Source organism: Nocardia niigatensis NBRC 100131 (assembly GCF_000308655.1).
Lineage (GTDB): Bacteria > Actinomycetota > Actinomycetes > Mycobacteriales > Mycobacteriaceae > Nocardia > Nocardia niigatensis.
In genome coordinates, this window is sequence record NZ_BAGC01000052.1 from 38,412 (window position 1) to 52,119 (window position 13,708).

The following is a 13,708-nucleotide window of genomic DNA, read 5'->3' on the forward strand; positions in this document are numbered from 1 at the left end:
CGTCAGATCGCGGTTTCGCCGAGCGCCGCGTGCAGGTAGCGGACCGCGGCCACGTCGTCGAGGCCCAGCCGCCTGATCACCGCGACGTATTCGGTCGCCGCGCGGCCCGCCAGATCGCGGGTGGGGTCGCCGGAGGAGGCGATGAAGGAGCCCAGCCGGCCGCGGGTTTCGAGGACGCCGTCCTGCTCCAGCTCACGGTAGGCGCGCGCCACCGTGTTCGGGGCCAGCTTCAGCGTCGCCGCCAGCGCCCGGACCGTGGGGATCTTGGTCCCGGCGGCCAGTTCACCGGAGCGCACCCGCGCGATGATGCCCTGGCGCAGCTGCTCGTAGGGCGGGACCGTCGAGTGGTGGTCGACCGGGATGTCCAGCATGGGTTCATCACACCTCGTCACGCGACAACGGGCAGGACAGGCAGCGCGGACCGCCACGGCCGGAACCCAGCTCGGAGCCTGGGATGCGCAGCACCTCGATTCCGGCGTCTTCGAGCCGCGCATTGGTGTTCTCGTTGCGTTCGTAGGCCACCACCACACCGGGGGCCAGGGCGAGGGTGTTGTTGCCGTCGTCCCACTGCTCCCGTTCGGCGGTGACGCCGTCGAGACCGGTGTCGACCACCCGCAGCTTGCCGATGCCCATGGCCTCGGCCGCCACCCGCAGGAAGGGATCCGGGCCGGAGATGCTGACCCCGTGCCCCTCCTCCTTGCGAATGGTGAAGGCGCGCAGCTCATCCTGGATGGCCGGGTACATCACCACCGCGTCGACGTCCACCATGGTGCAGACGGTGTCGAGGTGCATGGTGGCGCGGGTCTGGGCGATCGGAACCACGAGCACGGTGTGTGCCAGATCGTCCTCGAACAGGCTGCGCGCCAAGGCTTCAGCACCCGCGGCCGAGGTACGCTCCCCCACCCCGACCGCCACCACACCCGGGGCCAGCAGCAGTACGTCCCCGCCCTCGATGGGCGCGGTATGCGATTCGTAGGCCCGCCGCACGCCCAGGAAGCGGGGGTGGAAGGCGTAAATCAGGTCGGTGAGCGAGGTTTCGCGGGCGCGGGCCGGCAGCGCCAGCGAGGTGATCGCCACCCGCGGCCCGACCCAGAACGAGGAATCGCGGGTGAACAGCAGATTGGGCAGCGGGTCGATGACGAAGTCGTGCCCGTGGTGCATGCGCCGCACCAGCGAGGTGGCGTCCGCGCCGAAAGGCAGCTCGTCGAATGTCATGCCGGACATGAGGATCTGCGCCAGCTCCGACGCCGGCACCCCGCGCAGATGGGCGGCCAGCTCGTCGGCGAGCACGTGCCCGAGCCGCCGCGCGTTCACCGCGCCCGAGATGCCCTGGATCCGAGCGGCCCCGCTGACCTGGATGGTCTCGGCCAGCATGTCGGCCAGCAGCAGCACCTCCACCCCGCGCCCGCGCAGCACGTCCGCGAAGATGTCGTGCTCCTGCTGGGCGCGCTCCACCCAGGGAATGGCGTCGAACAACAACTGATCGTTATTACGCGGGGTGAGCCGGCGCAGCTCGTCGCCCGGGCGGTGTAACAGCACCGTGCGCAGGGTGCCGACCTCCGAGGTCACGGAAAACGGTCGCGCCGTGGGTGCGGCCTCTGTTCCCATGACACGACGGTAGTTCCCCGCGGCACGGATGGCATGCAATTCGCACCTGGGAAAACCTCGAGTCGCACCGGGAAACCGGAGTCGCACCCGCCAGAAACCTGGAGTAATGTTCAGGTATGCAGACCGCGTCGTGGCAGGCGAAAGAGCTGACCCCCGGTCAGTTGTCCCAGCGAGCCGGAGTTTCGGTGTCCGCCTTGCACTTCTACGAGCGGGAGGGTCTGATCACGGCCCGCCGCACCAGCGGGAATCAGCGCCGCTACCCCAGGGAAACGCTGCGCCGGGTCGCCTTCATCCGCATCTCGCAGCGGGTCGGCATTCCACTGGCCGAGATCCGCCGCGCCCTCGACAACCTCCCCGACGGCCGCAACCCCTCCCGCCGCGACTGGGAGACCCTGTCCACCACCTGGCGCGCCGACCTCGACGACCGCATCGAACAGCTGATCCGGCTGCGCGACAACCTCACCGGCTGCATCGGCTGCGGCTGCCTCTCACTGGGCGTCTGCAAGATCTTCAATGCCCACGACCACCTCGGCAACGAGGGCCCCGGCGCGCGCGTGCTGGACACCCACGCGGCCGAGAAGTGCACCCCCCAGGGCGTCTGCGCGCCCGAGCCGGAGTGACTACTTGCGCGGCAGGAACGTGGTGAACAGGTCGTTGGCCCGGCGCATGGCGAACTCGTAGGGCCAGGCGAACTTGCGCGACCACCAGTAGCCGAAGCGGATGTCGAACTGGGTGTGGATCAGGAAGGTACCCTTCTCGACACCGCGCAGGATCGTCTCGGCCACCTGGTCGGGGGACTTGGCGTGGCGGCGGAAGCGCTTGATCCAGGCCTGGATTCGCGGGTCGTCGCGATCCACGCCGACAATGTCCACGGACTGCACCAGCGGCGTGTCGACCGCGCCCGGCACCACCAGGTGGACATTGATGTCGTGCCGCGCCAGATCGAAGCGCAGCACCTCCGACACGCCGCGCAGGCCGAACTTGCTGGCGCTGTAGGCGGCGTGCCAGGGGAAGGCGAGCAGACCGGCCGCCGAGGACACATTGACCAGCGCGCCACCGCGTTTCGCCTCGATCATGGGCGGCACGAAGTTCTCGATGACATGGATGGGGCCCATGAGGTTCACATCCACCAGGCGTTTCCAGTGACGGTGCTCCAGATTCTCCACCGTCCCCCAGGTGGAGATGCCCGCGATGTTCATCAGCACATCCAGCGAGCCGAGCTCCTCGTGCACCTTCTCGGCGAAGGCGGTGACGGCCTCATAGTCGCTGATGTCGAGTGCGGTGGCGACCTCGACGATGCCGCCGCTGGACCGGATGGATTCGACGGTCGCGTCCAGCCCCTCGGCATTGACGTCGGTGAGCACCAGCCGCGCCCCCTTACGGGCCGCCGCCAGTGCCGTCGCCCGGCCGATACCGCTCGCCGCGCCGGTAATCAAAGTCTTCTTGCCGCTCAGGCCACGATCACGCACGTCGATCCATCCCTCACTTCGACAGCCCTGTCAGACCGCACGCTACTACGCGAACAAGTTTGTTCGCGAGTCGGGCGAGTACCCGTTACGCCCCTATTTTCCTGGGCGCGCGCACCCCGGTCCGGGAATCCGCGCGCGGTGCGGGGAAGTTAGGGAGTCGTGCCCCGCCGGATCGCCGATCGTGACCCGAATCGCCTGGCCGGCGGCTCAGGACGGTCCCGGCAGGACCGACCGGCTGGTTCCCGGAAGGTCCAGATCCAGCGCGATCCGCCCCGCGGACAGATGCTCCTCGACCTCCGCGGCCGGCATGGGCCGCGCGATCAGGAACCCCTGCGCGCGATAACAGCCCAGCGCCACCAGCGTGCGCGCCGCCACCGTGGTCTCGACACCCTCGCCGACCACCCCGAGACCGAACGAACCCGCCAGCCCCACAATCGATTTCACGATCGCCAGATCGTCCGCGCTGGCGCCCAGCCGCTGCACGAAACCCCGGTCGATCTTCACCGCGTCCACCGGCAGCGCCTTCAGGTGCGACAGTGAGGAATACCCGGTACCGAAGTCGTCGATGGCGATCTGCACGCCCATCCGCTTCAACCCGCGCAGCGTCACCTGCGTGCGCGCGAGATCCTGCACCACAACATGTTCGGTGATCTCCAGGCACACCGACGACCCGTCGATGCCGTAGCGCCGCAGGATCCCCTCCATGGTCTCCACGAAGTCCAGCGAAACCAGCTGCACCGGAGACACATTGATCCGGATCACCACATTCGACGCCAGCCCGCGCCGCCGCCACTGCGCGAATTGCTCAGCGGCCGTGCGGATCACCCAGCGACCCAGCTCGCCCGCCAGATTGGTGGCCTCCGCGACGCCCACGAACGCACCCGGCGGCAGCAGCCCGCGCGTCGGATGCTGCCAGCGCACCAGCGCCTCCAGCGCGACCACCCGGCCGGTCCGCAGATCCACCTCGGGCTGATAGTGCAGCACCAGTGAACCGTCGGACACCGCACCGCGCAGATTCAGCTCCACGTCGTCCTGCAGCTCGAACTGCGCGCGCATGGCGTCGGTGAAGACCGCGACCCCGTTGCCGCCGCTCGACTTGGCCGACAGCAGCGCGTGGTCCGCGCGCCGCAGCACATCGGCGACCGTGGCCTCGCCCGGAATGCCGAGCGCCACGCCGACGCTCGCGCCCCGGCTCACCGTCTCCTCGCCGACCGTCACCCGCCGGGCGATGAGCTGCTGGATCCGGCTGGCCTCACGCTCGGCCGCCGAGGCGTCCATCGGCTTGGCGGGCACGATCACGAACTCGTCTCCACCCAGGCGGGCGATCACGTCGCCCGGATCCAGGTTCTCGCGCAACCGCGTGGCGAGCGTCCGGATGAAATTGTCCCCGGCCGTGTGCCCGAGAAAGTCGTTGAGCGCCTTCAGGCGATCCAGATCCAGGAAGAACGCCGCCACCGGTCCCGAACTCCCGGGTCTGAGCCGGTCCTCCATGTGTTCCAGCAGCGCCCGCCGGTCCGCGAGCCCGGTCAGATCGTCGTGCATGGCGATATAGCGGAGCCGCTCCTCGGCCTCCACCCGCGCCTGCAGCTGGGCGAACAGCGCGGCGATCGCCTTGAGCACATTGACTTCCCGGGTGCTCCAATCGCGATCGCCGACCTTGATGAAGCCGAGCAGACCGGTGGACACATCACGCGACACCAGCGGCACCGCGGCCGCGGACACCTGCGAGTATCCGGTCGATTGCTGGATGAACCGCTGATAGTCGGGGTACTCGCCGCTGTCCCGCAGCACCATGGGCTCGGTGGCGTGCTCGAACTGCGCGAACACCGAATTGGTCTGATCGAAGTAGGCCACCCGCAGCGGGTCCGGGTCGACCGCCACCGGCCGCGGCGGCCACTCCGCGATCAGGATCGAGGCCCGCCGCTTCTGGTCGGTGTAGCGCAGGAAACTGAAGTCGACATCGAAATGCTCGACCAGCCAGGACAGCACCCGCTCACTGGCCGACGCCATGGTCGTGGCGTCGACTGCCATCAACTCGGAGGCGACCTGGGTCACCAGTGAGTCGAGTGTTCGCCGAGGCACCTTATTCTCCGATCACGCTAACCGCGGGTATCCGCGCCCGGTATCGGAAGTCGCCTGCTTCGAACCGTGGACGCCATCGCATAGCTGAGGCGAAGCACCACCGCCATTGTCTCGTCGTCAGGCACTCCCAACAGGCCCAGGAAGCGGCCCTGAACTGACGTTAGTGTATCGGCGAACTCCGGGGAAACCCCATCCACTTCCTCGGGGCGTCGTGCGTAGAGGAAAGCCGGAGAGACCGGCTGAACCGCGAAACCGTGCCGTTCGGCCTCGATCCAGACCCGCTGAACCGCCTCCCCGGCGCGCGCGTAAGCCACCAATTCGGACGCATCGCCCGGGGGCGGCGCCACGAAGGTCACGGCCACCACGGCCGAGCCGGTGCGGATCCGGCTCCGGGTCGAGTCCCCCAGGGCGAAACCGCCCTCCCAGGCCCGGACATGCTCCATCACGTCGGCGCGGCGAGCGATCTCCAGCTTCGCCAGCTCATCCGCGGCGAGGTCCAGGGTGCGCAGATCCATGCCGGTCCGCGCGTCGTCACCCGGCCACCGCAGTTCGGCGAGCATCTCCCGGTGCATGTGGGGAGTCAGATAGCGGACACGGTCCGACTCGCCGAGCAGCACGCCGATTTCCTCGATACCGGCACGATCTGTGACGGCGTGCAGGACCGCGCCGGCGTCCGCGGCCACGGCGGACAGGGCGTCCAGCGTCGAGTCGGGCATCGGCGCGCCGCTGCCGAACCGCCGATTGGTCCGGCGCGCGAGCAGATCCGGATAGTCGCGGGCCAGCACCGGATCGGTACCCGTTCCCGGCCGCAATATCGCCTCGAGCCGGCCCGGTCCGCCGACGCGGAATTCGCTCTCGCCCAGGATGCCGAGTGCGGCCGCGGCGGCCCTGGCGTTGTACAGCGCCGCGCCCACCGCCATGGCGCTGCCACGGTAGGCGATGTCGACGATCGAAGAGCGTTCGGGCGCAAGGGAAATCGTGACAGCCCCGGCCTCGACGCCAAGGGTCCACGGCTGCGCATTGCCCACCGAGGGCGCGCGCTGGGCACAGAAGAGAACAGCCGCGATCCCGGATTCCGGCGTGGTCTCCTCGGGCGGCGGCTCGACCCAGCGCAGGTCGTCGAAGGGGTCCGGTTCGGCGAGCTCGTCGAGGCTGCGCTCCAGGTCCAGCCGGGTACGCCCCGACGGCAGCTGCTGCCCCAGGCCGAGGCGCCGCACGGCCGTCGCGACGCTGGAGCCGCCGTGCATCACCTCCGAGCCGAGTTGCGGCCAGCTGTTGAGGCTTTCGCCCAGTTCCACCATGCTGGCCGCGCCGCGACTGGACAGGTTGCGGCCGTCCAGGATTCGAATGAGGTACGGCGCCTTCTCCCGCGGGGTCAGCCCGCGCAGTTCGGCGGTGCCGATCTCGCCGATCAGGCCGTGGAACGGCGCCCGCTCCGGCTCCAGGTCGAAGCGCTCCACATCGAGCAGGCCGCGGTCGCTGGTCTGCATGAGCAGCGGCAGCCCGCGGCTGCGGGCGCCCTCACGCAAGGCGAGTTTGATGTCGAAGGAATCGCATTCGTCGACGACGATCGACAGATCGGTGAGGAACGCGTCGAGGTTCTCGTCGGTCACGCCGTCCTGCCACACCTCCACCGGCAGGTACGGATCGAGCTCGGCGATCCGGCGGGCGGTCACCACCGCCTTGTTCACGCCGATGTCGAACAGCGTGCCGGGAATGCGATTCAGATTGATCAGTTCGACCGCGTCGTAGTCCGCGAGCCGCAGCCGGCCGCAGATGCCTTCCAGCGCAAGGGTGTACGCGACGGCGTGGCCGACGCTCTGCCCGACGACGCCGACGGTCAGCTCGCCGAACCGTTCCTGCTCGGCATAGGTGAGGTTGTTGCGGTTGCGGTCGAGGCGCACGATCCGCAGCAGTTGCGGGCCGGGCAGGCCGAGGACGATGTTCCGCCAGGGGTAGTAGACCCACCGATCGAATTCCGGCCCTTCGGACAATTCCGGCGGAGCTACGAGGCTTTCGAATTCGGCGCGCAGCAAATCGCGCAAATCGGAGAATTCGACCGTCGAATCGGCGCGTAATGCGGTCAGCCGGGCGGCATCTCGGGGATTCGATTCATCGAGCAGTAGCGGACGGTATTCACCGGCCGCGGGTAGATCTGCAGCCATTGTTACGCGAGTCCCTCACCCCGGGCCCAGGTGTTCGGTAATTTCTGGCCGGATTCCATGAATTCCGACAATTCGGCGTCTATCAGCCGAACCTGGGATTCCGTTGCCACGGACCGATAGGTCTGCATGTCGTACCACACCGGCACGGTGCGATAGCGGTCGTCGGGGTACGACGACGCCGGGATCCACCACGCCACGTGCGCGCCGCTGCTGCGGTAGCACCGGAGAGCGTGCTCGGGCGCCACACCGACCTGGTATCGAACGCCGAGCAGCACCATCGAGTGCACGTAGGCCCGGGCGATCCAGTCGACCAGGACGCCGCGGTGCTCGACATCGCGCGCGGTCCAGCCCGCCTTGCCCTCGATCACACCCTCGGGAATCTGATCGGCGACCATCCGCCGGAACGCGATCTCACCGGGCAGTCCCGCCCAGCTCGCCACCGCGTGCACCTCGTCCACATGCTGATACGGGCCCGAGACGCGCATGCCCGCGACGGCCCGGCCGTCCGAATCCAGCGCGACCCCGAAAAGCGTGGTGGAGCGGCCGTCGATCACTTTGTCGTATTCGAGTGCGTCCTCGGTGCCGAACTGGCGGTAAACCTCGCGCGCACCGTCCATGCATCTGCGCCATAACCGGAGATCCGCCTGCGGGGGACCGATCACGAAGGTGTAACCGGACTGCGGATCCGTTGATTGGAACATGCCGTCACCAGGCCCTTCCATTGGGACGAGCGCGACCGGTTCGACTGCCATAAAGTTCCACTCCACTAATGCGCTGACCTCGCGCGATCCTCCTGAGCCCCCGCCCGATACGGCCGTGCATCGGCCATGCCCGGCACGGGCACCTAGGGGAGTATCCGTCAGCCAACTGAAATTGTCCAGGCGTCCGGCAAATGCTCCGAAACCCAGAGATGGCTCCCGAAATCATCCCTGGTCAAACCATTGCCATCAGTCATGAAAAGCAGCGACAAGACCGGTTGGTACCCAATCAGCTAACAGCTAGCAATCAGACCAGGATGGAGATGAAAAGCTCCAGTTCGGCGGTTCCGTGCCAGATCTCGATCTCCTCGCGGTAGGCGCGAGTGATCTCGGCGGAGGCGGTCGCGTCGTCGACCTGAGCCCAGACATCCTCGGCCGGATCGTGGTAGTCGCCATTGGGCCGGAAGCGGGCGTAGACACCCTTGGGGACGCGGATCATGACGTCGCCGACCGGGACGTCGTCCGGGCCCTGGTACTCGTAGGAGACCAGCACGTTGTAGTTGCCGGCCGGATCGGGGACGTAGACGGTGGCCAGCGGGCGTTCGGCGGCGTCACGGTCACGCAGGCGGTCCCGCAGGAATTCGATGAGCTCGCTGTTGGAGACCTTGAAGCTGGGGCGCACCCGGGGAACCACCAGGCCGCCGTAGACCCCGCCGGGCCGGACCACGATCGAATAGGTCATGAGGGCTCGACCGCCAGGTACAGATCGATCTTGTAGGCGTGCGGGTAGGTCTCGAAGTCGCCGGTGTGAATGCGCTTGATCTGCTTGTGCTCCTCCGCGTAGGCGATCTGCGTCCAGAGGTCGGTCATCACCTGGGGAAAGTTGCCGACCGAGGAGAAGCGGGCGTAGGTGCCGCGCGGCAGGCGGGCCACGACGTGGCCGCGGGTCACCTCGTCGAGCGAGCCGCACTGGTAGCCGACGATCTGGGTGTTGTAGGTGCCCAGCTCGGCCGCGTAGTCGGTGTAGGCCGAGGCCAGCGGACCACCGAGTTCCTGGTGCAGGACGGCGGCCCAGGCCACTTCCAGATCGTGGTCACGCAGTTCCCCGAGCGCACGTTTGGGACTACGCACCGGCAACCCGGCGACCCACGTCTCGTCCCGCTCGACGATCTCGAACTGCATTGGATGGAAACTCTCTCGAGGTGTGATTCACAGCCAGTCGGCCAAGCCTTCGCCATGCTATCAATCAGCCTCGACCGTGCCCGGCGACACGACTCTGCGGGGCTCGCCCCCACGCGAGCGGCGTGTCGCTCACTCCTCGCGGCGGCGGTGCGGGCGGGCCATGGGGGCGTGCCAGTGGCGGTTCAGAGCGACCAGTCGGAGCCCGACCGCGCCCGCACCCGCCAAACCTCCTGTCCAGTATGTGTATTGGCCGTAGTGCAGCAGCACCGCCGTCACCGCGGAACCGAGCAGGGCCGGCACGGCGTACAGCTCGCCGTCGCTGAGCACGCTCGGGGTGACGCCGGCGAGCACGTCCCGGATCACACCGCCGCCCACCGCGGTCACCAGGCCCAGCGCCGCCGCCGAGGTCGCCGACATGCCGTGCTGGAAGGCGGTCACGGTGCCGGTCACACAGAAGGTGCCGAGCCCGATGGCGTCGGCGGTGTAGAGCGGGGTGCGGACCAGCCGGACCGGCGGATGCCAGAAGAAGATGACGACCGCGGCCAGCAGCGCGACCCCGGCGTAGGAGACCTGGACGAAGGCCAGCGGCGGGGTGCGGCCGATGATGACGTCCCGGATCACTCCGCCGCCGGTGGCGGTGGCGACCGCGAGCACCGCGATGCCCACCACATCGAAGCGGCGCCGCACCGCCAGCAGTGCACCTGACACGCCGAATGCGAACACGCCCAGCAGGTTTCCCACACTCTGTGCCGCGTCGACAGGGGTGCCGAGCTCGACGAGATCACTCATGTGTGGCCGGTTTCCTTCCAGGTCGCTAACTCTCGGCTACCGGCGGACAGTATGCCCGGCCCGCCGCACCGGCACTTCGCCGCACGGTCGGAGCCGCTTTATGGTTGAGTCGCCCCTGTGTGCCGCACAATTGCCCAGCTAGACGCGGAACTTACCGCGTGTCGCGCCTGCCCCCGACTGGTGGCGTGGCGCGAACAGGTCGCACACGAGAAACGGGCCGCCTTCAGTGACGAGAATTACTGGGCAAGCCGGTTCCCGGCCTCGGCCCCGCCGACGCTCCCCTCCTGATCGTCGGCCTCGCCCCCGCCGCCCACGGCGGCAATCGCACCGGCCGCATGTTCACCGGCGATCGCAGCGGCGACCTCCTCATCGCCTGCATGCACGCCGCCGGCCTCGCCAACCAGCCCACCAGCGTCTCCGCCGACGACGGCCTGCTCCTGCTCGGCACCCGAGTCACCGCCCCCGTGCACTGCGCCCCACCCGACAACAAACCCACCCCCACCGAACGCGACACCTGCCGCCACTGGCTCACCGCCGAATTGACCCTGCTGGCACCGACTCTCCGCGCGATCGTGGTCCTCGGCGCCTGGGGCTGGCAGGCATTACTGCCCGCCCTGTCCGAATCCGGCTGGGCCATACCCAAACCCAAGCCCAAATTCGCCCACGGCACGCAAATCGAGCTGGCCCCCGCCACTCCCGGCCGCTCCCCCATCCAGCTGTTCGGCGCCTACCACCCCTCCCAGCAGAACACCTTCACCGGCCGGCTCACCCCCGCCATGCTCGAAGAGGTGCTCACCAACGCGGCCCACGCCGCTGGACTGCCCGGCCACCGCCGTTAGACGCTCGGTTCGACCCCTCGGCCAGACCATCGAGCTTCCAGACCAGGCATTCGAGAGAAAGACGACCTGCTTGGGGGCCACCGTGCCCATTTGCCTGGCGGACCGTGATTCTTGTCGACGACCGGCACTGTCACCGGGGCGAACTGTTGCGATGGCCGGCGCACACGCCACTCGCACCGATGGGGTCGCCGAACCGGATACGATGCGGTCGTGAGCAGGGCCGATGACGAATCCGAGCGGGAGGCGACAGCTGCCGACGGGGTAGCCGGGGGCGTGAAGGTGCGCCGCAGCCGAGCCGAGACGCGGCAGCGGCTGCTGGACGCGGCCTTCGAGGCGTTCGCCGAAGAGGGGTTCGGCCGTTGCTCGGTCGAGCAGGTGTGTGAGCGAGCCGGATTCACCCGGGGCGCCTTCTATTCGAACTTCACATCGCTGGAGGAGCTGTTCCTCGCCATGTGGGAGCAGCGGTCGGCATCGATGCTGGCCGAAGCGGCAGCCATGCTGGATACCCCCGGCGGCGTGAGCGGCGATCCGCGACGAGCGGTCGAGCAGGTGCTGTCGGCAGTTCCAGTGGACGACAAGTGGTTTCGAATCACCTCGGAATTCACCGCCCACGCCCTCCGCAATCCCGCATTGCGTCAGGTGATGGTGGCCAGAGAGGAAGCCATCGCCGCAGCCCTCATCCCAGTAGTGGTAGCCCTCCTCCGCCGCAACGGCCGCCAAGTACCCGATCCGGCAGCCCTGGGCCGAGCACTGGTCGCAGTCCACGACGGCACCCTGGGCCAATGCCTGATGGAACCGGACAACAAGGCAGTACACGAATACCGCCTGGACCTCTTCCTCCGAGTCCTCGACTCCTATAGCGAGCCCACCGCCTGACTTCTCCACCCGTCCCACGGGCCCGTCCGCGGCAATTCCCCACGCGCCGAACGAATTCCGAACTCACATCGATCCACCGGCCCAAGCGATCCCCACAACCACACGAATCAAAACCGGTTGGTATTACAAGTTTCAACCCCCACCAAAAATCCACCCAACAATTCCGCTCCCCAACACCGGCCCCACAGCTCACAGCTCCCAGCCCCCCACTGACGCTTCCAGCTCCCGCCAACATAAGCGACGCCGCCCCCACCCCTTCCTCCTTCTGCCACACCCATCTTCCCCTCCTGCCACACCCATCTTCCCCTCCTGCCACTCCCACGCCCCTCCTCTCTCCATAGCACCTCCGCTCCCCCTCCCCCTAGCCGCGCCGTACTTCGCCTGCCATCCCTTCCCGCCACACCCCTCCCTGCCTTTCTCTGCCATCCCTTCCCGGCCACGCCCTTGCCCTGCCACACCTTCTCCTGCCGTCCATTCCCTGCCGGTTCTCCCCTGCCACGCGTCCCCATCCACCCCACGTCCCACGTCCCAAGAAACCCTCCCTAACCAGCCGATTCGTCCCCACCCCAACACACCTGCTAAAGTTCTCCAGCGCGGGCCGGAAACGACCCCGCGGGGCTATAGCGCAGTTGGTAGCGCGTCTCGTTCGCATCGAGAAGGTCAGGGGTTCGATTCCCCTTAGCTCCACAACACAAGAAACCGCCCGTGACCTCGACAGAGGCCACGGGCGGTTTTCGTTTTCGCGACTATTCGACAGCTTGATTATCGGTGCCCGTCCGCAGTTCGTCCGCAGCAGCGGCGATAGCGGACCGGGCTGCAACATCGAGAGCCTCAGCGACCGACTCCAGGTCGTCCGGGAACAGGTCTGCGTAGGTGTCCAGAGTCATGGCGGCGGACTTGTGCCTGAGCATGGTCTGGACCGCCTTCACGTTCGCGCCGGCGCTGATCGCGAGCGACACCGCGGTGTGCCTGAGATCGTGCGGAGAGATGTACGGAAACTGTGTCCCTTCAAAATTCGTCGCGCGACTTCTCTTCGGACTGCGCAGCCGGGTGACTGCGGGCCGGAACACACGCTTGCGATAGGTGGACACCCGCAAGACCGCGCCCTGAGGTGAGGTGAATACCAGTGCGTCGCGGCCCTTGCCGTGCATGAGGGCGGCAAGTTCGTCGGCCAGGAATTTCGGGAACGGTACCGAGCGGCGCGCATGGGTCTTGGTCGTGGACCACACCGCCTTCCCCTTCACCTCAGCGACAGCTTCATGGATATTCACCCGTCGGCGAAGCATGTCGAAGTCGGACACCTTCAACGCGGCCATCTCACCCCACCGCAGACCGGTGTAGGCCAAAAACCGCATTGCCGTGGGCATCTCGGTAACCTCCCGCGCCAGCTGCTCAACCTGAACGTGTGTGAGGTATCCGCGGGCACGATGCGTGCGCTTCGGCAACTTGACTCGTGCACACGGATTACGCGGAATCTGTCGATCCTCTACAGCTGTCTCGCAGATCATCCGGAGGATGCCGACCGCGTTCTCGATCGTTGGTACACCGGCCTTCCTCACGACCATGTCCGCGACCCAAGCCCGTACATCGGTGGTACGGACGTCGCGCACTTCGACCTTGCCCCAACGGGGTTCGACATGCAGGCCCCAGGTATGACCGCGATTGAATGTCGTCGTCTCTTTCAGGTGAGCCTGGGCCTTGAGCCAGCGCTTACCGATCTCGCCGATAGTTTCACGCCCAGCCGAGGGAGCGATATGAGTTCCTGTCACCAAGGCACTGGTGGCCTGATCCAGCCAGTCCTGTGCATCAGCCTTGCGAGTGAAGGACCTTGCGTGTTCTTGACTGCTGTCGTCGACGTAGCGGGCCCTCCACCGCTTGGCGCAGCCGTGGTTGGCCGAGGGAACTCGCTCAGTGGTCTTGGTGCCGTCCGCCGCGGCGGTGATGATGGTTTTGTACCAGCGGTCTTCCACCCCGCTGCGGCGGTTGCGTCGCCCGGCCAT

At 67.5% G+C, this 13,708-nt stretch carries 12 protein-coding genes, 1 tRNA gene and 1 pseudogene; 4 read left to right on the forward strand and 10 right to left on the reverse strand.

The features are described 5' to 3' along the window. Window positions 1–2 precede the first annotated feature (2 nt). Window positions 3–371, reverse strand: a complete 369-nt coding sequence (locus ON33_RS24645) for a GntR family transcriptional regulator (RefSeq protein WP_040861451.1) — start codon at window positions 369–371, stop codon at window positions 3–5. Window positions 372–378: 7 nt separating this feature from the next. Next, the gene (arcA, locus tag ON33_RS24650) at window positions 379–1,608 is read right to left on the reverse strand and encodes an arginine deiminase (protein ID WP_051152746.1); all 1,230 of its coding nucleotides are present in this window, start codon (window positions 1,606–1,608) and stop codon (window positions 379–381) included. A gap of 116 nt (window positions 1,609–1,724) precedes the next feature. Between arcA and soxR the strand changes: the two genes are divergently transcribed. After that, a complete protein-coding gene (gene soxR / locus ON33_RS24655) occupies window positions 1,725–2,228 on the forward strand; it encodes a redox-sensitive transcriptional activator SoxR (RefSeq protein ID WP_040861453.1) in 504 nt (167 codons plus the stop codon). Here the strand turns inward: soxR and ON33_RS24660 are convergent, their stop codons facing one another. The 7 genes from ON33_RS24660 to ON33_RS24690 form a co-directional block, all read right to left on the reverse strand. Continuing rightward, window positions 2,229–3,077, reverse strand: coding sequence for an SDR family oxidoreductase (locus tag ON33_RS24660; protein ID WP_040861454.1), 849 nt, complete (start codon window positions 3,075–3,077; stop codon window positions 2,229–2,231). Window positions 3,078–3,284: 207 nt separating this feature from the next. Beyond that, on the reverse strand, window positions 3,285–5,108 hold the full coding sequence (locus tag ON33_RS24665) for a putative bifunctional diguanylate cyclase/phosphodiesterase (RefSeq protein ID WP_051152760.1): 1,824 nt from the start codon (window positions 5,106–5,108) through the stop codon (window positions 3,285–3,287). Between the two features lie 68 nt (window positions 5,109–5,176). Then, entirely contained in the window at window positions 5,177–7,324 is a 2,148-nt protein-coding gene (locus ON33_RS24670; protein ID WP_040861456.1) for an Rv1355c family protein, read from the reverse strand. Window positions 7,325–7,326: 2 nt separating this feature from the next. Then, window positions 7,327–7,941: a hypothetical protein gene (locus ON33_RS24675; RefSeq protein WP_051152747.1), complete on the reverse strand. Its 615-nt coding sequence runs from the start codon at window positions 7,939–7,941 to the stop codon at window positions 7,327–7,329. Window positions 7,942–8,329: 388 nt separating this feature from the next. Further along, window positions 8,330–8,764, reverse strand: a complete 435-nt coding sequence (locus ON33_RS24680) for an effector binding domain-containing protein (RefSeq protein WP_040861457.1) — start codon at window positions 8,762–8,764, stop codon at window positions 8,330–8,332. Continuing rightward, window positions 8,761–9,204 carry a GyrI-like domain-containing protein gene (locus tag ON33_RS24685; protein ID WP_040861458.1) on the reverse strand — a complete coding sequence of 148 codons (444 nt, stop codon included), beginning with the start codon at window positions 9,202–9,204 and terminating at the stop codon, window positions 8,761–8,763. Before ON33_RS24685 ends, ON33_RS24680 begins: the two co-directional genes overlap by 4 nt. Before the next feature lie 129 nt (window positions 9,205–9,333). Further along, complete coding sequence (locus tag ON33_RS24690; RefSeq protein WP_040861459.1) at window positions 9,334–9,993, reverse strand: trimeric intracellular cation channel family protein; 660 nt, start codon at window positions 9,991–9,993, stop codon at window positions 9,334–9,336. Between the two features lie 117 nt (window positions 9,994–10,110). On the opposite strand from ON33_RS24690, the pseudogene ON33_RS24695 reads away from it, so the two are divergent. From ON33_RS24695 to ON33_RS24705, 3 genes and pseudogenes are all read left to right on the forward strand, one after another. Beyond that, window positions 10,111–10,832 (forward strand): annotated as a pseudogene (locus ON33_RS24695) (uracil-DNA glycosylase). A gap of 279 nt (window positions 10,833–11,111) precedes the next feature. Continuing rightward, complete coding sequence (locus ON33_RS24700; protein ID WP_083869277.1) at window positions 11,112–11,708, forward strand: TetR/AcrR family transcriptional regulator; 597 nt, start codon at window positions 11,112–11,114, stop codon at window positions 11,706–11,708. Window positions 11,709–12,322: 614 nt separating this feature from the next. Next, window positions 12,323–12,395, forward strand: a tRNA-Ala gene (locus tag ON33_RS24705). A gap of 59 nt (window positions 12,396–12,454) precedes the next feature. On the opposite strand, the gene ON33_RS24710 is transcribed toward ON33_RS24705, so the two are convergent. Next, on the reverse strand, window positions 12,455–13,708 hold the full coding sequence (locus ON33_RS24710; protein WP_051152748.1) for a tyrosine-type recombinase/integrase: 1,254 nt from the start codon (window positions 13,706–13,708) through the stop codon (window positions 12,455–12,457).